Annotated in this window: 13 protein-coding genes and 3 pseudogenes; 8 read left to right on the top strand and 8 right to left on the bottom strand. The window is 73.0% G+C overall.

The window, feature by feature from the left end:
* The 3 genes and pseudogenes from ACWD3D_RS12530 to ACWD3D_RS12520 form a co-directional block, all read left to right on the top strand.
* Positions 1 to 374, top strand: a pseudogene (locus ACWD3D_RS12530) (ABC transporter ATP-binding protein); the annotation flags it as partial.
* A 321-nt stretch (positions 375 to 695) separates the two neighbouring features.
* Positions 696 to 11,717, top strand: a pseudogene (locus ACWD3D_RS12525) (amino acid adenylation domain-containing protein).
* On the top strand, positions 11,701 to 13,404 hold the full coding sequence (locus ACWD3D_RS12520; protein ID WP_451460865.1) for an ABC transporter ATP-binding protein: 1,704 nt from the start codon (positions 11,701 to 11,703) through the stop codon (positions 13,402 to 13,404). Before ACWD3D_RS12525 ends, ACWD3D_RS12520 begins: the two are co-directional and overlap by 17 nt.
* Before the next feature lie 39 nt (positions 13,405 to 13,443).
* On the opposite strand, the pseudogene ACWD3D_RS12515 reads toward ACWD3D_RS12520, so the two are convergent.
* A pseudogene (locus tag ACWD3D_RS12515) lies at positions 13,444 to 14,070 on the bottom strand (alpha/beta hydrolase); the annotation flags it as partial.
* Between the two features lie 110 nt (positions 14,071 to 14,180).
* Positions 14,181 to 14,549, bottom strand: a complete 369-nt coding sequence (locus ACWD3D_RS12510) for an STAS domain-containing protein (protein WP_451460864.1) — start codon at positions 14,547 to 14,549, stop codon at positions 14,181 to 14,183.
* Between the two features lie 303 nt (positions 14,550 to 14,852).
* On the opposite strand from ACWD3D_RS12510, the gene ACWD3D_RS12505 reads away from it, so the two are divergent.
* Positions 14,853 to 15,896, top strand: a complete 1,044-nt coding sequence (locus ACWD3D_RS12505) for an RNA polymerase sigma factor SigF (protein ID WP_451460863.1) — start codon at positions 14,853 to 14,855, stop codon at positions 15,894 to 15,896.
* Positions 15,897 to 15,971: 75 nt separating this feature from the next.
* Here ACWD3D_RS12505 and hutI read toward each other — a convergent pair whose 3' ends face one another.
* The 4 genes from hutI to hutU form a co-directional block, all read right to left on the bottom strand.
* Complete coding sequence (hutI, locus tag ACWD3D_RS12500) at positions 15,972 to 17,144, bottom strand: imidazolonepropionase (protein WP_451460862.1); 1,173 nt, start codon at positions 17,142 to 17,144, stop codon at positions 15,972 to 15,974.
* A gap of 102 nt (positions 17,145 to 17,246) precedes the next feature.
* On the bottom strand, positions 17,247 to 18,584 hold the full coding sequence (locus tag ACWD3D_RS12495) for a formimidoylglutamate deiminase (RefSeq protein ID WP_451460861.1): 1,338 nt from the start codon (positions 18,582 to 18,584) through the stop codon (positions 17,247 to 17,249).
* Positions 18,575 to 19,795 carry an allantoate amidohydrolase gene (locus tag ACWD3D_RS12490; RefSeq protein ID WP_451460866.1) on the bottom strand — a complete coding sequence of 407 codons (1,221 nt, stop codon included), beginning with the start codon at positions 19,793 to 19,795 and terminating at the stop codon, positions 18,575 to 18,577. Before ACWD3D_RS12490 ends, ACWD3D_RS12495 begins: the two co-directional genes overlap by 10 nt.
* 32 nt (positions 19,796 to 19,827) lie before the next feature.
* Positions 19,828 to 21,543, bottom strand: a complete 1,716-nt coding sequence (hutU, locus tag ACWD3D_RS12485; protein WP_451460860.1) for a urocanate hydratase — start codon at positions 21,541 to 21,543, stop codon at positions 19,828 to 19,830.
* Between the two features lie 661 nt (positions 21,544 to 22,204).
* On the opposite strand from hutU, the gene ACWD3D_RS12480 reads away from it, so the two are divergent.
* The 4 genes from ACWD3D_RS12480 (at position 22,205) to ACWD3D_RS12465 (ending at position 24,395) form a co-directional block, all read left to right on the top strand.
* Positions 22,205 to 22,618 carry a hypothetical protein gene (locus ACWD3D_RS12480; protein ID WP_451460859.1) on the top strand — a complete coding sequence of 138 codons (414 nt, stop codon included), beginning with the start codon at positions 22,205 to 22,207 and terminating at the stop codon, positions 22,616 to 22,618.
* On the top strand, positions 22,615 to 23,412 hold the full coding sequence (locus tag ACWD3D_RS12475; RefSeq protein ID WP_451460858.1) for a transcriptional regulator: 798 nt from the start codon (positions 22,615 to 22,617) through the stop codon (positions 23,410 to 23,412). The genes ACWD3D_RS12480 and ACWD3D_RS12475 overlap by 4 nt, the downstream gene beginning before the upstream one ends.
* 38 nt (positions 23,413 to 23,450) lie before the next feature.
* Complete coding sequence (locus tag ACWD3D_RS12470) at positions 23,451 to 23,909, top strand: roadblock/LC7 domain-containing protein (RefSeq protein ID WP_451460857.1); 459 nt, start codon at positions 23,451 to 23,453, stop codon at positions 23,907 to 23,909.
* A 111-nt stretch (positions 23,910 to 24,020) separates the two neighbouring features.
* On the top strand, positions 24,021 to 24,395 hold the full coding sequence (locus tag ACWD3D_RS12465) for a hypothetical protein (protein WP_451460856.1): 375 nt from the start codon (positions 24,021 to 24,023) through the stop codon (positions 24,393 to 24,395).
* Between the two features lie 104 nt (positions 24,396 to 24,499).
* On the opposite strand, the gene ACWD3D_RS12460 is transcribed toward ACWD3D_RS12465, so the two are convergent.
* Together ACWD3D_RS12460 and ACWD3D_RS12455 are read right to left on the bottom strand one after the other, a co-directional pair.
* Positions 24,500 to 25,069 carry a hypothetical protein gene (locus tag ACWD3D_RS12460; protein WP_451460855.1) on the bottom strand — a complete coding sequence of 190 codons (570 nt, stop codon included), beginning with the start codon at positions 25,067 to 25,069 and terminating at the stop codon, positions 24,500 to 24,502.
* Positions 25,070 to 25,229: 160 nt separating this feature from the next.
* A complete protein-coding gene (locus ACWD3D_RS12455) occupies positions 25,230 to 26,096 on the bottom strand; it encodes a MurR/RpiR family transcriptional regulator (RefSeq protein ID WP_451460854.1) in 867 nt (288 codons plus the stop codon).
* Between the last annotated feature and the right edge of the window lie 293 nt (positions 26,097 to 26,389).

Below are 26,389 nucleotides of genomic sequence, written 5' to 3'. Positions count from 1 at the left end.
CCGGTGGCGGTGCCGCCGGGTGCGTCCTGGGTGACGCCGGTCCAGCCCCGGCCGTCGGAGAACAGGATGGCACCAAGGTCGCCCAGATCGCCCTGGCCCGCCTGATGCTGGGCCGCGCACCCGTGGTGGTGCTCGACGAATCGACCGCCGAGGCCGGCAGCGAAGGCGCTGCCGAGCTGGAGCGCGCCGTACTGGCCGCGTGCGCGGGCCGGACCACCCTGTTCGTGGCCCACCGGCTCACCCAGGCGATGGCGGCGGACCGGATCGCCGTGCTGGACGCAGGGCGCGTGGTCGAGCAGGGCACCCACCAGGAACTGGTCGCCCTGGACGGCCGGTACGCACGCCTGTGGCGGGCCTGGCGCGAAGGAAGCTGAAGCGTGTTTCGTCAGTCCGCCCGTTCGGCGGCACCGACGAAACACGCCCCAGAGCCTACGAGCCGCAAGCCCCGTCCGTGGCGGACCCGGCGCACACAGAGCCGTGTGCGGCCACCGAACCCCGGCAAGGGACCCGCCGCACCGACCCGGCCCGGACTTTCGTCCCCGCGCGCCGACGAGGACCGCCCCCGAACTCTCCGCGACACAGCGGACCGACGACGGCACCACGCCCCGCCCCTGCCCGGCGGGAGCCGACACCCCTGCCCGGACCGTGCCCGCTCCGAGCCAACTCTCCAACCCGGAAGGGACGATGAGTCTTCGATGATGGACCCCCACGCCCACCTCGTGCCGCTGTCTCCCGCGAGCCTGGCCGCTGTCCGCCGGCGAACCGGTGACTACTCCGACACCACCATCACCGAGGCATGCGCCATCGGTCTGTCGTACTGGGCCACGGGCCGCAGCCCCGAAGGCATGGACCTGCATCCGGGCACACTGTTCCCCGACGTCCTCGGCTGGGTGCACAACGGCGGCGCCGGGGCCGCCGGCTGGACGGCGGGCGGCAACGGCCCGAGCGTCACCGTCCCCGAAGGGATCGACCCGGCCGACGTCAGGTGCGCGCTGGACGACCTGGTCGAGTTCCCCGACCGGCCACTCGGCACGATCGGCGCCACCGACGCCACCGCCAGGGCCGAACTGCTGGCCCGGTGGAACGACACCGACGCGCGACGGGACCGCCCCACCCTCGTGGAGATGTTCCGCGAGCAGGTGCGCACCCGGCCGGACGCCGTCGCCCTCGTCGATGACAACCGTGCCTTGTCCTATCGTCAAGTCGACATTCTCAGCAGCCAGTTGGCACACGAACTGATCCGGCGTGGCCTCGGCCCCGAAGAGGTCGTCGGCATCTCGCTCGGCCGGTCCGCCGACATGGTGATCGGGCTGCTCGCCGTGCTCCGGGCCGGCGGCGCCTTCGTGCCGCTCGACCCCCAGTGGCCCGCCGCGCGCCGGGCCGTCGTCATCGAGGACGCCCGGGCCGTCCTCCAGCTCAACGACTCGGGGACACGGCCCGAGGGCGAGCCGGAGGCCGTGGCCGTCGACCTCGGCGACTGGGACCACGGTTCCCACCCCGCAGACGGAGCCTTCGTCCCCGTGTCCGGCCAGGCCCTCGCCTACGTGATCTTCACCTCCGGCTCGACCGGACGTCCCAAGGGCGCGATGATCCGGCACGAGGCGATCAGCGAACGCCTTCTCTGGCAGAGCCGCGAGATCCTCGGCTTCGGCCACGACGACGCCTCGCTGTTCAAGGCGCCGCTCTCCTTCGACATCTCGATCAACGAGATCTTCCTGCCGCTGGTGACCGGCGGCCGACTCGTGGTCCTGCGACCCGGCGGCGAACGCGACCCGCACCATCTCCTCGGCGTCATCTCCGAACAGCGCGTCACCTTCACCTACCTGGTCTCCTCCATGCTGGACGTCCTGCTGGAGATGGCCGGCGACTCAGGCCGGCTGGACAGCCTGCGGCACGTGTGGTGCGGCGGCGAAGTGCTCACCCCGGAGCTGTACGAACGCTTCCGCGCCAAGCTCGGCATCCCGCTCTACCACGGCTACGGCCCCGCCGAGACGACCATCGGCGTCTCCCACGTCATCTACCGCGGCGCCGCCGAACGCCTCTCCACCTCGATCGGCAAGGCCAACCCCAACACGCAGCTCCACGTCCTCGACGACGAACTGCGCCCCGTCCCGGTCGGCGTCGGCGGCGAACTCTACGTCGGCGGTTTCCTCCTGGGACGCGGCTACGTCAACGCCCCCGGCCTGACGGCCTCCCGGTTCGTCGCCAACCCCTTCGCCGACGACGGCTCCCGGCTCTACCGCACCGGCGACCTCGCCCGCTACGCCCCCGACGGCTCCCTCGACTTCCTCGGCCGCGCCGACAACCAGATCAAGATCCGCGGTATGCGGCTGGAGATCGAGGACGTGGAGGCCGGCCTCGCGGAACACCCCGGAGTGCGGCACACCTGCGTCGTCGCGAAGAAGAACGCGGCGGGCGGCACCTACCTGGTGGGATACGTCATCCCCGCCGCCGGGTCCGAGGACCTGCGGGGCGACCAGGTCAGGGCCTGGGCCGAGCAGCACATGGTGGAGTACATGGTGCCCACCCACATGGTCGTGATGAAGGAGTTCCCGCTCACCGCGAACGGCAAGCTCGACCGCAAGGCGCTGCCCGAACCCGTCGTCGCGACCGGATCGTTCGTCCCGCCCACCACCGACGAGGAGCGCGCGGTCTGCGCGGCCGTCGCCACACTGCTCCGGCTGGACGAGGTCGGCGTCGACCAGGACTTCTTCCGTCTCGGCGGCGACAGCATCCTCGCCATCTCGCTGCTGAGCGCCCTGCGCGAGGTGGGTCTCCACGTCACCGCACGCCAGATCTTCACCCACAGTGTCGTCGGGGCGCTGGCCGCCGTGGCGAGCCGCGAGGACGTGTCCGCGCCCCGGCGGAGCGACCTGGCCACCGGAGAGATCACCGGATCGCCCATCCTGCGGTGGCTGGGCGGCACCACCGACGCGGTCGACGGTTTCGTGCAGTCGGTGGTGCTGAACGTCCCGGCCGAGCTGACCGCCGACGCCCTGGACGAGATCCTCACCGCCGTGGTCCGCCGTCACGACATGCTCCGCGCCCGGCTGGTACGCGGCGACCGCTGGAGCTTCGACGTCCCGGGCACGGACGGAACCGTGCCCGGCGTGGACGGAACCGTCCCCGGCACGGACGGAACCGTCCCCGGCGTGGACGGAACCGTCCCGGGGTGGCAGGAGAGCGACCTGCCGCTGGAGGAGTGCGTCACCCTCGCCACCGGCGCGCTCGACCCCGACGGCGGCGTGATGCTCCGCGCGGTCTGGCGCCGCGCCGCCCACCAACTCGTCGTCGTCGTCCACCACGTGGTCGTGGACGGCGTGTCCTAGCGGGTCCTGATGGACGACCTGGCCACGGCCTGGCGCCAGTGGTCCTCGGGCGCACCGGTCGAACTGCCCCCGGTGGGCACCTCCTTCCGGCACTGGACGCAGCTTCTCGCGCGGACCGGCTTCGACGCGGACCACGCGTACTTCGCACGCCCCCTGCCGGGAGCCGACGCACCGGTCGGCCGCCGGGCGACCTCCGAGACCGACACCGTCGACCTGGAACGCACCCGGACCGTCGCGATCGGCCCCGGCGCCACCGCCGCGCTGCTCGGCGACATCCCCGCGAAGTTCCACGCGGGCGTCAACGACGTCCTGCTCACCGCGCTCGCCGTCACCCTCGCCCGGTGGCGCCGCGACCTCGGACAGAAGCAGACGTTCGCGCACGTCGAACTGGAGGGACACGGCCGCGAAGGACGGTTCGTGGCCGGCCCCGAGCCCGAACTCTCCCGCACCATCGGCTGGTTCACCACCCTCTTCCCCGTGGTCCTGGACCCCGGCACGGCCGAGGACCTCACCGCACCCGGCTACCTCGCCGCCGCGCTCAAGGCGGTCAAGGAGAACCTCGCCGAAGTCCCCTCCAACGGCCTCTCCTACGGTGTGCTGCGCCACCTGAACGGCACGGCGTTCGACGCGCCCGCACCCCAGGTGCTCTTCAACTACCTGGGCCGCTTCGACGCGGAGACCTCCGGCGACTGGCGCCTCGCCGGCAGCTCGGGACAGCTCGGCGAACGCCGCGACCCGAGGATGCGCCTGCCGCGCGCCCTGGAGTTCAACGCGATCGCGGAAGCCTCGTCCACCGGCGCGTACGAACTCCTCACCACCCTCTCCTGGCCCGAGGGGATGTTCACCGACGAGGACATCGACACCCTCGGCACCTATCTGCGCGAGGCGCTGACCGGCCTGGCCGGACTCCAGCAGGGCGGCCACACCCCCAGCGACTTCCCCCTGGTGCCCCTCACCCAGGCCGACGTCGACGCCCTGGACGGACCGGCGCTGCGCGACGTCCTGCCGCTCACCCCGCTCCAGGAGGGCCTCTACTTCCACTCGGTCTTCGACGACGACTCGGCGGGCGCCTACGTCGAGCAGCAACTGCTCACCCTCGAAGGCGAGGCGGACACCGAGCGGCTCGCGGCAGCCGCCACCCGGCTGCTCGCTCTCTACCCGAACCTCGCCGCACGGTTCACCGCCCTCGCGGACGGCCGTGTGGTCTCCGTCCTGGAGCACGGGGTACGCGCACCCTTCACGGTGCTGGAGCGGCCCGGGATCACCGACGCCGAGATCCGCGACCTCGCCGAGCGGGACCGTCGGGCCGGATTCGACCTGGCAGACGGCCCGTTGATGCGCTTCACCCTGATCCGCGCCGGATCCGGCCGGACCCTGCTGGTGCAGACCGTGCACCACATCGTCGCCGACGGCTGGTCCGTGCCGCCGATGCTCCGATCGCTGCTGGCCGAGTACCACGCGCCCGGCACGGTGTACCAGGCCGGCGGGTTCCCCGACTACGTGCGCCGGCTCGCCGGACTCGACGACCAGGAGAGCGACCGGGTGTGGCGGGAAGAACTCGCCGGACTCCCGGGCCCCTCCCTGGTCGCCCCCGACCAAACCCCCTCCGACCGGTTCGCCGACACCGCGGTGGAGCCGGACGACGACATCGACGCCGCCGCCCGGTCGGCCGGCGTACCCCTGAGCGTGGCCGTGCACAGTGCCTGGGCACTCACCCTGGGCGGCATCCTGCACGGCACGGACGTGGTGTTCGGCTCCACCGTGTCCGGACGCGACGCGGACGTCCCCGGCATCGAGGACATGGTCGGTCTGTTCATCAACACCGTCCCGGTGCGCGCCCGTTGGTCGAGCGCCACCACGGCCCAAGAACTGCTCGCCCAGGTCCGCGAGCACCAGAGCGCCGTCCTGCCGCACAGCCACGTCTCGCTCGCCAGGACCGGGCGCCTGGCGGGCCACGGCACCCTCTTCGACACCCTGGTGGTGTTCGACGTCGCGACCGACGTGGACGCGCTGCGGCGGCCCGGAGACCAACTCGCCATCACCGCCATCGAGAACGAGGGCGCCCCGCACTACCCCCTGACCCTCGTCGTCGAACGCACCCCGGCCGGCCGTGCCCGCTTCAACCTCATCCACGACGCCGAACTCCTCAGGGAGACCGGCGCCAGGGAGATCCTCGACACCTTCACCCGCACCCTCACCGCCCTGCTCGCCCGGCCCGACGCACCGGTCCGCGACCTGGCGCACCCGGAGCGCGAGGCCGTCGAGCGAACGGCCCCGACGACGCTCGGCGGACTCTTCGACGCCGCCGCCCGCCGCGACCCGGCCGCCGTCGCGGTCACCGAATGCGCCCTCGACGGCTCCACCCGCTCCCTGACCTACGGCGAACTCGCCGCAGAACGCGATGCGTTGGTTCCCGTACTGCGCGCGGCCGGCGTCCGGCCCGGCACCCGGGTCGCCGTCGCGGTCCCGCGCTCCGTCGAACAGGTGGTGGCCCTGGTCGCCATCGTCTCGGCCGGGGGAGCGTACGTACCGCTCGACCTGGCGTACCCGGACGGTCGCCTGGAGCACGTCCTCACCGACTCCGCCCCCCAGGTCGTGCTCGTCGGCCCCGGGCAGCGGGACCGCTTCACCCGGCTGCTCGCCCGGACCGGAGACGACCTGGCCGTCCTGCTGGTGCTGGGGGAGGAGCCGCCGCGCACCGACCCGCCCGCCCCGGACGGGTCACGCACCGAGGCCGCCCCGCACGACCCCGCTTACGTCATCTACACCTCCGGATCGACCGGCCGCCCCAAGGGCGTCGTCGTCCCGCACTCCAGCGTGGTGACCCTCCTCGCGAACACCCGGCCCACCATGGACTTCGGCCCCGACGACGTCTGGGTCCAGTTCCACTCTTACTCCTTCGACTTCGCGGTCTGGGAGCTGTGGGGAGCGCTCGCGCACGGCGGGGAACTGCTGGTGCCGGAGTACGCGCTCACCCGCTCCCCGGTCGACTTCCACCGGCTGGTCCGCGAACGCGGGGTGACCGTCCTCAACCAGACCCCGTCCGCCTTCTACCAGTTCACCGAGGCCGACCGGCACGCGGGCGAACCGGTCACCGCGCTGCGCCGGATCATCTTCGGCGGCGAGGCCCTGGACCTCGCACGGCTGCGCGGCTGGACCGAGCGCCACGGCACCACCACGCCCGAACTGGTCAACATGTACGGCATCACCGAGACCACCGTCCACGTCACCCACCGGGTGCTCACCGACGAGGACTTCACCGACGACAGCACCAAGGCGGGCTCCGAAACACGCCCCAGCCCCATCGGCGGCCCCGTCCCCGGCCTGACCACCCACCTCCTCGACGACCGGCTCCGGCCGGTGCCGCCGGGCCGGGTGGGCGCCATCTACGTCGCCGGCGACCAGGTGTCGCTCGGCTACCTCGGCAGGCCGGAACTCACCGCCTGCCGGTTCGTCGCCGACCCGTTCGCCGGTGACGGCTCCCGCATGTACCACACGGGCGACCTCGCCCGCCGCACCCTCGGCGGAGAGCTGGAGTTCGTGGGCCGTGCCGACGACCAGGTACAGCTGAAGGGCTTCCGCATCGAGCTCGGCGAGGTGGAGGCCGCGATCAGGGAGATCGACGGCATCACCGACGCGGCCGTCACCCCCGCCGACACCGGCGACCACCTGATCGCCCACGTCGTGGGCCGGGTTCCCGCCGACCTCACCCGCCTGCTCTCCATCAAGCTGCCCGCGCACATGGTGCCCGGCCGGGTGCGCGCCCTCGACGCGCTGCCCCTCACCGTCAACGGCAAGCTGGACCGCAAGGCCCTGACCGAACGCGCCGCACAGGAGAACACCCCCGTCGCCGCGAGCGGCCCCGCCCTCGATGCGCCCGTCGCCCTCGACGCACTCGTCACCCTCTTCGCCGAGACCCTGCCCGAGCCGGACGTCGATGCCGACACCGACTTCTTCACGGCCGGGGGCGACAGCATCGTCGCCATCACCGTGATCAACCGGGCCAGGGCACTCGGCCTGCCCATCGCACCCCGCGACGTGTTCCTGTACCGCACCCCGCGCGCGCTCGCCGCACACCTGGACACCCGGGCACCGCTGCTCCCCGCCGTCCCCGAGCCCGCCCGCCCGCAGGACGGGCCGGTCGCCCCGACCCCGATCGTCCTGCGCCAGCGCGAACTGGGCGGCTCGCTCGACCGGTTCGCCCAGGCCCGTACGGTGACGGCGCCCGAGGGCACCACGCCCGCCGACGTCCGGCGCGCCGCCGACGCCCTGCTGGCCGCGCACCCGGCCCTCCGGCTGCGGCTGCGCACCGACCACGGGGTCTGGTCCCTGGCCACCGAGCCCGCGGGGGACGCCACCGTCCTGCTTCCGGACACCACCGACCCGACCGAGGCCGCGAACGAGGCAGCCGCGGTGCTCGACCCCTCGGCCGGGCGAGTCGTCGCCTTCTCCTGGATCGGGCGGACCCGCACCCTCGTGGTCACCGCCCACCACCTCAGCGTCGACGCGGTCTCCTGGCTGATCCTGACCGAGGACCTGGCCGCCGCCCTGCGCGGCGAGACCCTGGCGCCGACGACCACCCCCTTCGCCGAGTACGCCGAAGCGCTGACCGCCCGCTCCGCCGAAGCCGTCGACGAGCTCGGCCACTGGCTCACCGCGCTCGACGCGCCCGCCCCGCTGCCCCCGGCCACCGCACCGCGCGAGATCACCGTCGTCCTCCCGCCGCAGACCGGCGACCTGGTCACCCGCACCGCGCCCGCCGCCCTCGGCATCGGACTCACCGAACTGCTGCTCGGCGCGCTGCGCGCCGCGCTGACCCGTATCCAGCCCGAGCCCACCGACCTCGCGATCGAGCTCGAACACCACGGCCGGGTCCCCGCCCGCGACCACCACGACTACTCCCGCACCGTCGGCTGGTTCACCGCCGTCGCCCCCGTACGCCTCACCGCGCACACCGACCCCGTCGCCGCCGCCCGCGAAGCCGCCGCGCGCCGGCCCGACGAGGACGGACACCTCGGCTACGGCCTGCTCCGCCACCTCAACCCGCAGACCGGACCGCTCCTCGCCGCCCGGCCGCACCCCCAGGTCCTCTTCAACTACCTGGGCCGGGGCAGCGAGTCCGAGGCGCTCCGCCTCACCGCCGGGGACCAGGGCAGCCCGTACGCCGTCGAGGTCAACGCCTGGACCGACAGTGCCACCGGCAGCCTGCACGCGGAGTTCACCCTCGCCGACGGCGTCCCCGACGCCCTCACCGAGCACTGGCGCCACGCACTGGAGGAGATCGCGGACGCCTCCGCGACCGCCGAGCGCACCGCGCCGGTCACCCCGCTCCAGCGGGGCCTGTACTTCCAGGCCCAGATGGCGGGCACCGCCGGACACTATGTCGCCCAGAGCTGGTTCACCTTCGACCGGCGCCTGGACACCGACGCACTGGCCGAAGCCATGGCGCACGTCATCGCCCGCCATCCGGTCGTCGGCGCCGGCTTCACCACCGACGCCGACGGCAACCCCGTCCAGCTCCTCGCGGCGGGCCAGCGCGTCCCCGTCCGTACGGTCTCCCTCAGCACGGAGGCCGAGACCGACGCCCTGCGCGCCCGGGACCGCGACACCGGATTCGACCCCGGGGAACCGCCGCTGATCCGGCTGACCGTGGTGCGCCTGCCCGACGACCGGGACGGCCTGCTGCTCAGCTACCACCTGCTGCTCTGGGACGGCTGGTCCCGCGAGACCGTGCTGCGCGACCTCTTCGAGGCCTACCGGGCGATCCTCGCGGGCGAGACACTCGACCCGGCCCCGGCCACCCCCTCCTTCGAGGACCACGCCCGCGCGCTCGCCGCCAAGGACCCCGCCGTCTCGGCCCGCTTCTGGGCCGATCACCTGACCGGGCTCGACGGACCGACCCTGCTCGCCGGACCGGCACCGTCCCTCCCGGACGAGCTGCCGCACGCCCTCACCCACACCCTCACGACCGAGGAGTCCGACCTCCTGCGCGAGGCAGCCAGGACCCACGGCGTCACCCTCAACTCCGTGCTGACCGGCGCGTTCGGACTCCTGCTCGGCGCGCACACCGGCCGCGCCGACGCCGTGTTCGGCGTCACCGTCTCCGGCCGCGAGGCCGAGGGCACCTCCGACATCGTCGGCGTACTCCTCAACACCGTGCCCCAGTGGACCCGGCCCCGCCCCGGCGACACGGCCCGGGAGTACCTCACCGCCGTCCAGCGGGCCCGCGTCGAGGCGATGGAACACGAACACCTCGGGCTCGGCGAGATCCAGCGCGCCGCCGGACACGACAGCCTCTTCGACAACCTCTTCGTGCTCCAGAACTTCCTGGACATGGACGCGTTCGCCGAGATGAACGCCCGGCACGGCATCACCTCCGTCAAGGCCGACGACTCGACCCACTACCCCTACACCTGGGTCGTCACCCCCGGCGACCGCCTCACCGTCAAACTGGAACACCGCGACGAGGACACCGAGGGCGCCCGGCGCCTGCTGGCCGGCTACCTGCGCGTGCTCGACTCCTTGGCCCGCTCCACCGGCCCCCTCGGCGCACTCCCCGGACTCGGCGACGAACCCGCACCCGCCGACGTCACGGACATCGGCACGGACACCGTCGTCGACCGGTTCGACCGGGCCGCCGACCGCGACCCGCAGCGGCTCGCGCTCGTCGCCCACGGCGCCACGATGACCTTCGCCGAACTCAGGGACCGCAGCCGCACCCTCGCCGGCGTACTCGCCGCGCGCTCCATCGGCCCGGAGACCACCGTCGGCATCGCCGTGCCACGCTCCCTCGACTCGATCGTGGCGCTCTTCGCGGTACTGCGCACCGGCGCGGCCTACGTACCCCTGGAACTCGACCACCCCGACGAGCGGATCGCCGCGATCGTCGCCGACGCCCGGCCCGAGGTCATCCTCACCGTGAGCGCCGTCGCACCCCGGCTGACCGGCCAACTGATCGAACTCGACCGCCCGCTCCCCGACGCGGAACCCCTCGTCACCTTCACGCCCGACGACCCGCACCGCCTGCGCCACCCCGCGTACACCATCTACACCTCCGGATCGACCGGGAAGCCCAAGGGTGTGGTGACCGAGTACGCCGGCCTCACCAACATGCTGATCAACCACCAGCGCCGGATCTTCGAACCCGTCCTCGCCGAGCACGGCCACCGGACCTTCCGCATCGCGCACACCGTGTCGTTCGCCTTCGACATGTCGTGGGAGGAGCTCCTCTGGCTCGCGGACGGCCACGAGGTCCACATCTGCGACGAGGAACTGCGCCGGGACGCACCCCGGCTCGTCGCCCACTGCCTCGAACACGGCATCGACGTCATCAACGTGACCCCGACCTACGCCCAGCAACTGGTCGCCGAGGGCCTGCTCGACGACCCCGCACACCGGCCCGCGCTGGTCCTGCTGGGCGGCGAGGCCGTCACCCCCGCACTCTGGCAGCGCCTGGCCACGACGGAGGGCACCGTCGGCTACAACCTCTACGGGCCCACCGAATACACCATCAACACCCTCGGCGTCGGCACCTTCGAATGCCAGGACCCGGTGGTCGGCGTCCCGATCGACAACACCGAGGTGTACGTACTCGACCCGTGGCTGCGACCCCTGCCGGACGGCGTCCCCGGCGAGCTGTACGTCTCGGGCATCGGCATCGCCCGCGGCTACCTCGGACAGTCCGCGCAGACCGCGCACCGCTTCGTCGCCTGCCCGTTCGGCGAGCCCGGCACCCGGATGTACCGCACCGGGGACCTGGTGATCCGGCGGCCCGACGGAAACCTGGCCTACCTCGGCCGCACCGACCAGCAGGTCAAGATCCGCGGCCACCGGGTCGAACTCGGCGAGGTGGAGGCCGCGTTCGCCGCCCACCCGGCGGTCCGTTTCGTCGCCGCGGTCGCCCAGCCCGACCCCCAGGTCGACGGAGCCCACCGGCTCGCCGCCTACCTGGTGCTCGACGGACCGGAAGGTCCCGACGGCGCGGACCTCGCAGCGGTCGCGGCCGAGGTGGGCGCCGGACTGCCGGACTTCCTGCGTCCCACGCACTACGCGCGGGTCGACGCCATCGGGCTGACCGTCAACGGCAAGGCCGACACCAAGGCCCTGCCCGAGGCCAAGCCGCTGGGCGTCCTCACCACGGGCGTCGAACGCGCCCCCGAGGGCGAGACCGAGACCCTGGTGTGCGAGTTCTTCGCCGAAGCGCTCGACCTGGACGACGACGAGGTCAGCGCGGTAAGTGATTTCGTGTCCCTCGGGGGACACTCCATGCTGGCGGTACGGCTGATCGGGCTGCTCCGCCGGGAGTACGGACCCGTGATCACCATCCGTGATCTGCTCACCCTGCGAACCCCGGAAGCGATTGCGCGCCACCTTGAAGACAACAGCTGACACCCAGCGGCCCCGCCAGGGCGCCGACATCCTGCGGACGGCCCTGCGCCGCAACCTCGGCGCCATGGCCTGGGGAACCGTCCTCATGGGCCTCTACCAGGCCGGTGAGACGGCGTTCCCGATCGCGCTCGGCCTGATCGTCGAGCACACCATGCAGGAACGCGCCATCGGCAAGCTCCTGCTGTCGATCGGCGCGCTGGCCGTGATCATCACGACCGTGTCGCTGTCCTGGCGGTTCGGAATGCGCGTCCTGCAGAAGGCCAACACGACCGAGGCGCACCACTGGCGGGTCCGCGTCGCGGCCTGCGGACTCCAGCCGGTGGCCCGGGACATGGACCTGAAGTCCGGCGAGGTGCTCACCATCGCCACCGAGGACGCCGACCAGACCGCCGACATCATCGAGGTGGTGCCCCTGCTGGTCAGCTCGGTCGTCGCCATCGTGGTCGCCGGGACCGCGCTCGGACTCGCCGACCTGCGGCTCGGTCTGCTGGTCTTCGTCGGCGCCGTCGCGATCCTCTCCGTCCTCGGCGTCATGTCGAAACGGATCGGCGCGAGCACCCAGGAACAGCAGGCCCGGGTGGCCAGGGCCGGAGCGAAGGTCGCCGACCTGATCACCGGACTGCGCCCGCTGCACGGCTTCGGCGGCAACCACGCCGCGTTCCGCTCGTACCGGACGGTCAGCACGGAGGCGAAGCACCAGGCGATCACCGTCGCCCGGGTGAACGGGGCCTACGCCGGCGCCTCGCTGGCGCTCAACGCGCTGCTCGCCACCGTCGTGACCCTGGCGGCCGGATGGCTGGCCTTCGACCGCCAGATCACCATCGGGGAACTCGTCATGGCGGTGGGGCTCGCGCAGTTCATCATGGAGCCGCTGAAGCTCTTCTCGGAGATGCCCAAGTACGTGATGATGGCGCGCGCCTCCGCCCGGCGGATGGCCCTGGTCCTCGACGCCCCGCCGGTCTCCGCCCCCGGCACCGGAAGCCCCGAACCGGGCGGCGACCTGGAGATCGACCGCGTCTGCCACGGCTCACTGCGCGAGCTGAAGTTGCAGGTGGCGGCGGGGGAGTTCGTCGCCGTCGCCGCCTACCAGCCGCGCGCGGCGGCAGAGTTCGCGGCGATCCTGGCGCTCAACGTGCCGCCCCACGCGTACGAGGGGGTGGTGCGCCTCGGCGGCCAGCAGATCGGCGACCTGCCGGCCGAGGCGGTACGCGCGCACATGCTGGTGAACCCCTACGACGGGGAGATCTTCGCGGGCACGCTGCGGACCAACATCGACCCCTCCGGCACCAGCGACATGATCCCCGAGGCCGTCGAGGCGTCCCTGCTGACGGACGTCGTCGCGCTGCACCGCGAAGGGCTGGACCACGTCGTCCGCGACCGGGGCGCCAACCTCTCCGGAGGGCAGCGCCAACGGCTCTCCCTGGCCCGGGCCCTGGCCGCCGACAGCGACATCCTGGTCCTGCACGACCCGACCACGGCCGTCGACGCGGTCACCGAACAACTTGTTGCCCGCAACGTCGCCGAGCTGCGCCGCGGCCGCACCACCGTCGTGCTCACCAGCAGCCCGGCCCTGCTGGACGCCGCCGACCGGGTCCTCGTCCTGGACGACGGCGTCATCACCGCCGAGGCCACCCACCGCCACCTCCTCGCCACCGATGAGGCGTACTGCCGGGCCGTGGCGCGGTGAGTTCCCGCGCCCGGGCGCGCCGCCCGGGCACGGGGGAGTTCAGCCGAGCGCCCAGGCGACATCCCTGAGCAGCGCGTGCCGCCAGCCCGCCCGGTCGTGCCCCGAGGGCGACCGCGAGACCCGCACGGTCGCGCCTTTGGCCTCCGCCAGGGCCTCGACCGCCTCGCAGTGGGGGAGCATCCGCGTCTCGTGCTCCCCCACGTCGAACGCGACCCGCAGCCCGGACAGGCCGGGGTGCTCCCGCAGCCGCGCGGCCAGGACGCCCCCGGGCGCACCGCCCAGCGGATCGGCCGCCCCGACGGCCTCTGGGGACCACCAGTACGATCCCGACTGCACCGCCACCCGGGACACCAGTTCCGGGAACTCCAGCGCCGCGTGGAGCGCGCTCAGCCCGCCGAGGCTCTGCCCGGCCACCACCAGCCGGCCCGGGTCCGCCGGTACACCGGACTCCGCCACCAGCGGCAACAGCTCGTCCCGGACCGCCTCCCACAGGGCGGACCGGCACCCGAACTCCGCCTCCCGGTCCTTCACCGGCAGGAAGACCAGAGTGGCCGGCTCCATCTCACCGGCGGCCACCGCCGAGTCGAACGCGGTCGTGGCCGGGTGCAGATGGAGCCAGTCGTCCCCGTCGAGCAGCAGCACCAACGGCCCGCCACCGCCCGCCGGCGCCGGAACTTCTCCTGCCCGGCGGGACCTCGTCGACACCCGCTCCGGCCAGTGGATCGTGTGACGCGTGGGACACACGGGTCGGCCGGGGGTGGTGCGAGAGGGGCACCTCAGGTGCCCAGGGCGTCTTGGACCGTGTCGTGGACGGTGAAGACCGCCTCGGCGCCGGTGATCTCGAAGACCCTGGCGACGACGGGCCGCATACCGGCCAGATGGACCGCCCCGCCGGCCTCTTCCGCCTGGAGGCGTGCGCCGAGCAGGACGTTCAGCCCGGTGGAGTCGCAGAACTCGAGCCCCGAGCAGTCGACGACCAGGCGCACCCGGCCCTGCTCGACGGCGCGCTCCAGAGGTTCGCGCAGCAGATCGGCGGTGTGGTGATCAAGCTCACCCACCGGCGTCACGATCTCACTGCCGCCCTCCGTCCGGGTCTCGACCTGAAGTCTTCCCCGGTTCGTACTGCCGACCGTCCCGCGGTCCATGCCGTCCCTCTTCACCGTTGGTCAGTGGGGCCTTGTGCGGCGTGACCGCCGCCCACATTCCTGATGTCCGCGCACCTGGCGGACATGCGCGAAACATTACGCGTTCCATCTCTCCCGCGGTAGCGGGAGATCTCAACAAACCGGACATAACGCGTAATTGGAGCTTGTCACTCCCGCCGCCGAGCAGGTAAGGGTAGAGGGACACCTGCTTCATCCACCCCTTACCGGCTTCGGAGGCGCCGCTTCACCGCAGCAACACTGAACGGCTTCGGCAGTCCTATGCCGAGACACTGGAGGAGAACCATGTCACCCCGGCTCGACGGTTCGCGTACCCACGACGCGGCGTCGGCATGTCCTCAGGGACCGACCAATTCCGACTCCCCCGCCGCCGGCGCCCTGCCGGGCCCGCGCGCGAGCTCCGACGGCGACACCGCCGGACGCACCACCTCCGCCGCCCCCACCGGCGTGAAGGACCCCACCGGCCTGAAGGACCCCACCGGCGAAGAGGACCCCATCGGCGACGGCCTCGAAGGACTTGAAGGCCTCGAAGGACTTCCCGAGATTCCCTCCCCCGCGACCGTCGGAGCGCTGGACGCCCGCGCGCTGTCGAAGACGCTCTTCGAGCGGCTCGACACCCTGGAGGAGGGCACCCACGCCCACGCCTACGTACGCAACACCCTGGTCGAGCTGAACCTCGCCCTCGTCAGGTTCGCCGCCTCGCGGTTCCGTACCCGCAGCGAACCGATGGAGGACATCGTCCAGGTCGGCACCATCGGGCTGATCAAGGCGATCGACCGGTTCGAGCTGAGCCGGGGCGTCGAGTTCCCGACCTTCGCCATGCCGACGATCATCGGCGAGATCAAGCGCTTCTTCCGCGACACCAGCTGGGCCGTGCGCGTGCCGCGCCGCCTCCAGGAGCTGCGGATCGATCTGGCCAAGGCGGGCGACGAACTGTCGCAGCGGCTGGACCGGGCACCGACCACCGGCGAGCTCGCCGAGCACCTCGGGCTGACCCGCGAAGAGGTCACGGAGGGCCTGACGGCGAGCAACGCCTACAGCGCGGGCTCGCTGGACGCCCAGCACGACGACCACGAGAGCGAGGGGTCCCTGGCGGACCGCATCGGCTACGAGGACCACGGTCTGGAAGGGATCGAGTACATCGAGTCCCTCAAGCCCCTGATCGCCTCGCTGTCGGAGCGCGACCGTCTGATCCTCTCGCTGCGGTTCGTCACCAACCTCACCCAGTCGGAGATCGGCGAGGAGCTGGGAATCTCCCAGATGCACGTCTCCCGCCTGCTCTCGCGGACGCTGGTCCGGCTCCGCGAGGGGCTGACCGTCCAGGAGTGACCAGGTCCTGAGCAGTACTCACGGGTGGCCGTCCGGAGTTTCCGGGCGGCCGTCCGCGTGTTCCGGGCCCAGCCGTCACACCACGCGGACGCCGCGCCGCCAGACCCCGGCGGCCAGCGGGACGCCCGGCCGGTAGGCGAGGTGGACGTGGCTGGGCGCGTCCAGCATCAGCAGGTCGGCGCGGGCTCCCGGGGCGACGCGGCCCACGTCACCGCGGCGCAGTGCGGCGGCCCCGCCCGCGGTGGCGGACCACACCGCCTCGTCGGGGGTCATGCCCATGTCCCGTACGGCGAGGGCGACGCAGAACGCCATCGAGGAGGTGAAGGACGAGCCCGGGTTGCAGTCGGTGGAGAGGGCCACGGTGACGCCCGCGTCCAGCAGCCGCCGGGCGTCCGGCCACTCGGCCCGGGTGGAGAACTCCGCCCCGGGCAGCAGAGTCGCGACGGTGTTCCCGGCGGCGAGGGCGTCGACGTCCGCGTCGTCGAGGTGGGTGCAGTGGTCGGCGGAGGCCGCGTCCAGCTCCACCGCGAGCCGCACGCCGGGTCCGTGGCCGAGCTGGTTGGCGTGCACCCGGGGCAGCAGGCCCTTGGCCTTCCCGGCGGTGAGGACGGCGCGGGCCTGGTCCCCGTCGAAGGCGCCCCGTTCGCAGAAGACGTCGATCCACTTCGCGTACGGGGCACAGGCGTCGAGCATCGGGCCGGTGACCAGCGCGACGTAACCGGCCGGGTCGTCCTCGTACTCGGGTGGCACCACGTGGGCGCCGAGGAAGGTGACTTCGTCGGTGAGCCCGGCGGCCAGGCGCAGCGCGCGGGTCTCGTCCGCGACGGTGAGGCCGTAGCCGGACTTGGTCTCGAAGGTGGTGGTGCCCTGGCGGAGCGCCTCGTCGAGATGGCGTACGAGCCCGGCCGCGAGCTCCTCGTCGGTGGCGGCACGGGTGGCGGCGACGGTGGTACGGATGCCTCCGGCGGAGTACCCGCGCCCGGACATCCTGGCGTTGAACTCCTCGGTGCGGTCGCCGGCGAAGAGCAGGTGGGAGTGGGAGTCCACGAACCCCGGGAGCACGGCCCGGCCGCCCGCGTCGACGGCTCGGTCGGCGGCCGGTGCCGCGTGGGACTCACCGGTCCAGGCGACGCGGTCGCCGTCGATGACGACGGCCGCGTCCCGGATCAGGCCCAGCGGGGTGCGGTCCCCCTGGTCGGGGTCGTTGGTGACCAGGCCGGAGATGTGGGTGAGGACGGTGCTCGTCATCGGGGGCTGCTCCAGTCGCGTTCCGGGTCGGGGCTCGTGGGTTTCGGTCGCACGGGGTGCGGTCGCGGGGCATCCGTCGCGCGGGTCTCAGTCGCGCGGGTCTCAGTCGCGCAGGGCGGCGATGGCGTCCGCGAGCGCGGCGGGCACGTCCTCGATCAGGGTGTGCCGGCCGTCGCGCACCAGGTGACGGCCCGCCACCACCGTGTGCGTCACGTCCGCGGCGGTCGCGGCGAAGACGGCGGCCTCGGCGGCCAGCCGGTCCACCGGTCCGGCGGTCCTGACGGAGTCCATGGCGACGGTCGTCAGGTCGGCCGGGGCTCCGGCGACGAGGCTGCCGCCCTCCGGCCTGCCGAGGGCCGCGTGGCCGGTCGCGGAGGCCGCGCGGAGCAGGGCGGCGGCCGTCCAGTGGCCCCGGATGTTCGTCCGCAGCCGCTCGTTCAGCTCCATCGCGCGCGCCTCCTCGAAGAGGTCGATCACGGCGTGGCTGTCGCTGCCCAGGGAGACCGGGGAGCCCGCGCGGTGCAGCGCTACGGCGGGGCCGATGCCGTCGGCGAGGTCCCGTTCGGTGGTGGGGCACATGCAGGTGCCGGTGCCGGAGGCGCCGATCAGCCCGATGTCCGCGTCGGTGAGGTGGGTGTGGTGGATGCCGGTGGTCCGGGGGCCGAGGACTCCGTGGTCGGCGAGGAGCCGGGCGGGGGTCCGGCCGGTGGCGGCGAGGCAGGCTTCGTTCTCGGCGGTCTGCTCGGAGAGGTGGACGTGGAGCGGGGCGGCGCGGTCGGCGGCCCACTGGGCGACGGTCTCCAACTGGTCGGCCGGGACGGCCCGTACGGAGTGGACGGCGGCGCCGATCAGGGCGTGGCCGCCGCCCCGGAGCGCGGCGGCGCGCTCCGCCCAGGCGTCCGCGGTGGTGTCGGAGAAGCGGAGCTGGTGGCGGTCGGGTTCCTTGCCGAACCCGGCCGCGAGGTAGGCGGTGTCGAGCAGGGTGATGCGGATTCCGGCCTCGTCGGCGGCGGCGATCAGCGCCTCGCCCATCGCGTTCGGGTTGGCGTAGGGGGTGCCGCCGGGGGCGTGGTGCAGGTAGTGGAACTCGCCGACCGCGGTGATCCCCGCGAGGGCCATCTCGGCGTAGGTGGCGCGGGCGAGGGCGTGGTAGCTGTCCGGGGTGAGCCTGGCGGAGATCCGGTACATCCGCTCCCGCCAGGTCCAGAAGGTCCCGGAGCCCACCTGCGTGGTGGAGCGCAGGGCCCGGTGGAACGCGTGCGAGTGGGTGTTCGCCAGCCCCGGCAGGGTGAGCCCGCGCAGCACGACTCCGCCGGGCGGCGGGGCCGGGACACCGGTGCGGACGGCGGTGATCAGCCCGTCCGCGACGTCGAGGGCGACCCCCGGTTCGACGTGGGTGCCGAGCCAGGCGTGGGAGAGCCAGTACGTCGTCACCTGCATGCGAGACCCTCCAGTACGTCGGCGAGTGCGGCGACCCCGGCCGCGCGGTCCTGCTCGGTGGCGTGCTCGGCGGGCGAGTGGGAGACGCCGGTGGGGTTGCGTACGAACAGCATGGCGGTCGGCACGGAGGCGGACAGAACACCCGCGTCGTGTCCCGCCCCCGTGGCGAGGACGGGTACGGGCACGGGCTTCCCCGGGCGGCCGGGGCGGTCACCGCCCAGGAGGCGGGCGAGTTCGTCGCGCAGGGCGTGCTGGAACTCGACCACGGGCGTGAACGACTCCCGTACGACCTCCAGCGCGACGCCCGCCCGTTCGGCGTACTCCCGGGCGGCCCGCTCGACGGCGGCGGTGACGGTGTCGAGGGTGGCGGCGTCGGCGGCGCGCGAGTCGAGCCAGCCCCGGACGAGGGACGGCACGGCGTTGACCCCGTTGGGCTCGACGGCCACCTTGCCGAAGGTGGCCAGGGCTCCGGCGAGCCCGGCCTCGCGGCGGGCGGCGAGGACGGTCTCGGCGTAGGGGAGCATCGGGTCGCGGCGGTCGGCGAGGAGGGTGGTCCCGGCGTGGTTGGCCTCGCCCCGGAAGTCGTACCGCCACCGGCCGTGCGGCCAGATGGCGGAGGCGATCCCGACGGGGTCGCCGGTACGGTCCAGGGACCGCCCCTGCTCGATGTGGAGTTCCACGAACGCGCCGATAGCGGCGAGGCGTTCGGGGTCCGGGCCGATCGCGTCGGGGTCGTGTCCGGCGGCCTCCATCGCGCGGGGCAGGGTGACGCCCCCTGCGTCGGTGAGCCGGTGCGCCTGCTCGCGGGTGAGCCGGCCGGCCGTCAGCCGGGAGCCGGTGCAGGCGAGCCCGAAGCGGGCACCCTCCTCGTCGACGAAGTTGACGATCCCCAGCGGGCGCGTGAACTCCACTCCCCGGTGGCGGAGTTCGTCGAGCGCGGCGAAGGCGGAGACCACCCCGAGGGGCCCGTCGAAGGCGCCGCCGTCCGGTACGGAGTCCAGGTGCGAGCCGGTGACGACGGCGTCCCCCGCCCGGGGGTCGCCGAGCCAGGCCCACTGGTTGCCGTTGCGGTCGGTCTCGTGGACGAGCCCGCGCGCCCGCGCCTGGTCGCGGAACCACGCCCGGCAGTCGGCGTCGGCCTCCGTCCAGGCGTAGCGGCGGTAGCCGCCGGAGGCGGGGTGGCGGCCGAGGGGGGCGAGCTCTCGCCACATCTCCTGGAAGGACGACGCGCCGTCCCGGCCGGTCACCGGGCGTCCGCGTCGGCCGTGGGGCCCTCGTCCGTACCGTCGCCCTCGCTGCCCTCGCTGTCCTCGCGCATGGGGACGCGGACCCCCTTCTCCCCTGCGACCCGTTCGGCGCCCTCGTACCCGGCGTCGACATGGCGGATGACGCCCATGCCGGGGTCGTTGGTGAGCACCCGGCGGATCTTCTCCCCGGCCAGCGGGGTGCCGTCCGCGACGGTGACCTGCCCGGCGTGCAGGGAGCGGCCCATGCCGACCCCACCGCCGTGGTGGATCGAGACCCAGGACGCCCCGGAGGCGACGTTGACCATGGCGTTCAGGAGGGGCCAGTCGGCGATGGCGTCCGAACCGTCGAGCATCGCCTCGGTCTCCCGGTACGGGGAGGCCACCGAGCCGCAGTCCAGGTGGTCGCGGCCGATGACGAGGGGGGCGGCGAGTTCACCGCTCGCGACCATGTCGTTGAAGCGCTCGCCGGCCCTGTCGCGTTCGCCGTAGCCGAGCCAGCAGATCCGGGCGGGCAGGCCCTGGAAGTGGACACGTTCACCGGCGAGTTCGATCCAGCGGCGCAACGACTCGTTCTCCGGGAAGAGGTCGAGCATCGCCCGGTCGGTGCGGTGGATGTCAGCGGCCTCCCCGGAGAGCGCCGCCCAGCGGAACGGCCCCTTGCCCTCGCAGAAGAGCGGCCGGATGTAGGCGGGGACGAAGCCGGGGAAGTCGAAGGCCCGTTCGTAGCCGGCGAGTTTGGCCTCGCCCCGGATCGAGTTGCCGTAGTCGAAGACCTCGGCCCCGGCGTCCATGAAGCCGACCATCGCCTCCACGTGCCGGGCCATCGACTCGCGGGCCCTGCGGGTGAAGTCGGCGGGCTTCTCGGCGGCGTACGCGGCCATCTCGTCGAACTCGACGCCGAGCGGCAGGTACGCCAGCGGGTCGTGGGCGCTCGTCTGGTCGGTGACGATGTCGACGGGCGCCCCGGCCGCGAGCAGTTCGGGCAGGATCTCGGCCGCGTTGCCGAGAAGCCCGATCGAAAGCGGCCTGCGGGCGTCGCGGGCCTCGGTGGCGAGCGCGAGGGCGTGCGCCACACCGTCCGCCCGTACGTCGAGGTAGCGGTGCTCGATCCGGCGCTCGATGGCGCGCGGGTCGCAGTCCACGCAGATCGCGACGCCGTCGTTCATGGTGACGGCGAGCGGCTGGGCGCCGCCCATGCCGCCGAGTCCCGCGGTGAGGGTGATGGTCCCGGCGAGGGTGCCGCCGAACCTCTTGGCGGCGACCGCGGCGAAGGTCTCGTAGGTGCCCTGGAGGATGCCCTGGGTGCCGATGTAGATCCAGGAACCGGCGGTCATCTGGCCGTACATGGTGAGGCCGAGCGCCTCCAGGCGGCGGAACTCCTCCCAGTTCGCCCAGTCGCCCACCAGGTTGGAGTTGGCGAGCAGCACGCGCGGGGCCCACTCGTGGGTCTGCATCACGCCGACCGGGCGGCCGGACTGGACGAGCATCGTCTCGTCCTGCTTGAGGGTGCGCAGCGTACGGACCATGGCGTCGTAACTGCGCCAGTCCCGGGCGGCCTTGCCGGTGCCGCCGTAGACGACCAGTTTGTCGGGGTGTTCGGCGACCTCGGGGTCCAGGTTGTTCTGGAGCATGCGCAGGGCGGCCTCCTGCTGCCAGCCCAGGGTGCTCAGTTCGGTGCCGCGCGCGGCCCTGACGGGGCGGGGTCCTGACATGGTGCGCCTCCTTGTACTCCCGGCGTACGTCCCGGCGGGCCCGGCGGGGGCCCGGCGGATTTCCGGCAGGCCCCGGCGGGCCGGCCGTAAATCATCCATTCACATCCTGATGCGATGAATAGTTCTAGTCAACGGTGGGCGGCGGAGGCGCGAGGAGGGACGCGCCGGAGCCGTACGCAGGAAGTCGCCGGAGGGGCGCGACGAGGGTGACGGGAGGGTGCCCGGTGCGGCGGAGGGTGCCGATGCGGCCGGTTCGGGGCGGAGCGCGGCGGACGGGAAGGGGCCTGGAACGGGGCCCGGAACGAGGCCTGGAACCGGCGGGAAAAGCTGACACGTGACACACGGGAGCCGACCGGACGCCCCTCGCAACGATCAGGCCAACCAGAGGTTTTCGGACACCAGCAACTTTCACCTGTCCACCCTCCGGACACAAAGGGGCTGATACGGCAGAGAACCGGAGCAGATCGATCAATCATCCGTGCGACCTTCCGTCCGCAACCAACCCTTTGTCAGACTTCTCCCTTACTCCTTCTCCTCAATTCCCCTACACCGCCCGCCGCATGTACCACTGGAAAATGCCAAACCACCCCCCCGGGGCCAGCCACGGTGCGTAGCCTCAGGCTCACAGCTCCGTACACCATTGCCTGGAGGGGAAGCCGCGGTGCCGGGAATCGACGAGTGCCTGCTCGAAGTCATGAGGCTGCCCGGAGCCCGGGGCGCCGCGGTCGTCGACTGGACGAGCGGCCTCGCCCTCGGCACCATCGGTGACTCGCCCAACGGCGACCACGAGGCCACCGCCGCGGAGACCGCCGAGGTGGCCCGCATGGCGGCCGAGCAACCCGCGTTCACCCTCAGCCCTTACACCGACGGGCGCACGGACGGGCACGGCCGCACCGGACTTCCGGTGGAGGACGTCATCATCACGACGCACACCGGGTACCACGTGATCCGCTTCGTGGAGACGGTCTTCGACAGCAGCGTCTTCCTCCACCTCTGGCTGGACCGGGCCGACGGCAACCTCGCCCTCGCCCGGATACGCCTGGGCGAGTTGGCCGAGCGGCTGGTCCTGGCATGAGCACCAGGACGACGGCCCCCGAGGTGGACCAGGCAGCCGTCCTGTCGCCGATGCTCCAGCGTCTGGCCGCCGAACGGGCCACCGGTGCCCTGATGCGCGACCGCGGCACGCTCTACCTCGCCGACGGGAAGGTGGTGCACGCGGAGAGCCCGTCCACCCCCGGCATCGACGTCCTGCTCACCACGGGCGGGGCCCTGCGCCACGAACGCTGGTGGGACGCGGTCGCCCAGGCGGGGGCCGGTCGGCGGGTCGGCCGCTATCTGGTGGACAGCGGTCATGTCCCGGGCGGGGCCCTGGAGTTGTGCCACCTGGGCGCACTCTACGACGCCGCCTTCTTCGTCCTCGCCCCCACACGCACGCCGACCCGTTTCCGGTACGGCGTGTCCCACTGGATCGGGCCCGTCCGGCCCGTCGCCGTGGGCGCCGTCGAGCGCGAGACGCTCCGGCGCCGGGAGCTGCTGGACCGGATCTGGCCGGACGCCCTGACCGACAGCTCCCCCCTCGTCCGCGCCGCGCACCTCGTGGACACCCCGGTTCCGTCGCGTCAGCGGCACGTCCTGGAACTGGTCGACGGCGTACGGACGGCCTCCGACATCGCCCAGGTCCTGGGCCGTTCGGCGTTCCACACCCTGGTCGACCTGCGGAGGCTCGCCGCCGCCGGACTCGTCGAGCCCGTCGTCAAGCAGGTGCTGCCGGGCGCTGCCGTGCCCGGCCGGATCGCGCTCCCCGATGTCACGTCCGACCCGGACGTCGCTCTGCTGCGCCGGCTCCGAGATGCATTGGAGGCCTTGTGATACGCGCGCTCAGACAGCGTGCCGGGAGGAGACAGCTGATGGTGCCCGAGGCTGAACTGCAGGACGTCCTCGACGAACTCCAGCGGCTACGGGCCCGGGTGCCCCTCATCGGCGGTGCGCTGGCAGCCAGCACCGATGGTCTGGTGCTGGCCCACGACACCCCGGGCGTGGAGGCCGAAGGGGTCGCCGCCCTGACGGCCGCCGCACTCGGCGTCGCGATCAGGATGACGGAGGCGACCGGCCGCGCCGGCTTCCGCGAACTCCTGGTCCGGGGCGAGTCCGGTTACATCGCGACCTACGCCGCGGGCTCGTCCGCCGTACTGACGCTACTCGCCGAGGACCGCGTCAACGTCGGCCGCCTCCACCTGGAAGGCCGCAGGGCGAGCGCCCGGGTCGGGGAACTCGTCGACTCCGCCCTGGACCGCGTCGAGCGGACACCGCCCCCGCCGCCGGCCCGCCCCCCGCAGAACCGCACGCTGCCGCAACGCCCCGTGTAGGGCGCCCGGGACGGGGCCAGGGTGCCCCCACACTCCACAGCCAGGAACAGAACCATCACTCAGAAGAGGATCCGGTCGTCCCGACCGGTCAGGGAAAGGAAACGAGCACTCATGGCCAACACCGAAACCGCGCTCAAGGAAGCAATGTCGTCCATCGAGGGATCCCTCGGTGTCGCTCTCGTCGACTACACCAGCGGCATGGCTCTGGGCACCCTCGGCGGCGGCAAGGACTTCAACCTCGAAGTCGCGGCCGCCGGAAACACCGACGTCGTCCGCGCCAAGCTGCGCACCATGGAGCACCTCGGCCTCAAGGAGGACATCGAGGACATCCTGATCACGCTGAGCAGCCAGTACCACATGATCCGGCTGCTCAAGACCCGCGGCAGCAACGGGCTCTTCCTCTACCTGGTCCTGGACGCCAACCGCGCCAACCTCGCGATGGCCCGTCACCAGCTGAAGCGGATCGAGGCCGATCTGGAGGTCTGAGGACCGCCTTCCGGTACCCGGACGCGCCGCTGCCGCCGGCCCCTCGCGTGGAGGGGACGCGCGGCAGCGGCGCTTTCATGCCGGCGTCCGTGCCGGAGCCGGTCTCACACGGAGACCCGCCGCCGTCCGCCCGCCAGCGCGTCGCCCGCCACCGGTCCGGTCGTCCGGTACGCCTTCACCTGCTTGCCGGCCGCCCGGCCGCGCTTCACCCAGTCCGTGCGCACCCAGTAGAGGACGTCCTCGCGCTGTTCGAGCCGCCCGATGCGCGACGCCCGCAGCCACAGCCCCGCGCCCGCCCCGGCCAGCACCATCCCGCCGGCCCCCGGCAGCAGGAAGCCGACGCCCAGGGCGACCAGGAAGGCGCCGAGCAGCCACCACCGGTACGTCCGCCGCCAGTTCCGCACCGTCACGGCCCGGTTCTGGAGCACGTCGGTGCGCCCGGCCCTGGCGGCGCCCTTGCCCAGCTCCGCGTACCGCTTGACCCCGGCCGTCGCCACCACGGCGAGCGTCACGACGAAGAGCGCCGCGCCCGCGAGCAGCCCGATCCGGCGCCCCGTCCCGGCGGGAACGAGCGCCCCCACCACGACCACCAGGAGCCCCGGCCACCACAGGGGTGCGGCCCCGGCCCGCACGATCACGGCCACCCTCGCCAACGACTGTGCTCCGCGCCCCATGTCCGTACCCCTCTCCGCGTGTTCCCGGCGCCTCGGCCGGCTCCTCTGGGCGCGGAGACTAGTGGCTGTATCTGAGTCCCGTCTGAGAATCGGCACATATGACGGACGCGGGGAGGATGCACGGCGCGCGGGGGCACGGCCGGACAGCCTTGGCGGTCCGTCACTCCACGAACAGCCCCCGCGCCGCCGCCCGTGCGTCGAAGGCTTCCAGCCGGGCCTGCGCGTCCGGCAGCCCGTCGCACATGGCCTCCAGCAGGACCCGGCCGAGCAGCATCGGGGCGCAGGCGGTGTCGAAGGCGAGGCCGGTGCCGACCGGGGCGGGGATGAGCAGGTCGCTGAGTGCGGCGACCGGGGCGAACACGGAGTCGGCCACCGTCACCGTGGTGAGCCCCTGGTCCCGGGCGTGGCCGAGCGCGTCCAGGGTCTCCCTCGGGTGGCGGGGCAGCGCGAAGCAGAGGAGCACCTCGGCGCCGGCCCGGCGGGCGGTGTCGATGCGGTCGTGCAGCATCGAGCCGCCCTCGTCGAGCACCCGGACGTCGGGGTGCACCTTCGCGGCGAAGTAGCCGAACCCCCGGGCCTGGGACGACGCGGCGCGCAGCCCGAGCACCGGCAGCGGGGTCGACGCGGCCAGCAGCCGCCCGGCCCGCTCCACGGGCTCCGGGTCGGCGAGGAGTTCGGAGAGGTGGCGCAGGTTCTCGATCTCGGCGTGGACCGCCTGCTGGTAGGCGTTGTACGCGTACGGGTCCTCGGCGCCCGCTTCCCGGCCGGCGTCGGCGGGCACGGTCTCCCGCAGGTGCTTGCGGAGCGAGGGGTATCCGTCGAAGCCGAGGGCGACGGCGAACCGGGTGACGGAGGGCTGGCTGACCCCGGCCAGTTCGGCGAGTTCGACGCTGGAGAGGAAGGGGGCGTCGGCGGCCCGGCGTACCAGGGAGTGGGCGATCCGGCGTTGGGTCGGGGTGAGCCGCCGCCCCTCGAAGAGCCGCTGGAGCCCTGCCGTCGCCGTGGGGGTGGGTCCGCTCCCGCCCATGCCCTGCCTCCGCACGATCCGTCGCCGCCGCGATCTGCGCCGTCCCGTCCATTCAGCCAGCAAGCGGTCTGCATGTCCATATACAGGGAACCTGCGGGCGGGCGGGACCGCTGCGGAGGGTGCTCCGCCCGCTTCGGGACTGGCGTACGTACGCCGGGCGCGCGGCGACGGTGGCGTAAAGGCGCCAGCCGTACGCGGAAACCGTCCGCGGAAGCCGATCCGGAGGAACCGCGCCGGACGGGCCTCCCCGGGCCGGGGCGTGGCCGAAAGCGCCGACGGCCGGCCGGGGAACC

It is taken from the genome of Streptomyces sp. NPDC002690, from assembly GCF_053592415.1.
Note: the sequence above shows the minus strand (reverse complement) of the source record. Positions and strands in the feature narration are given on the sequence as shown.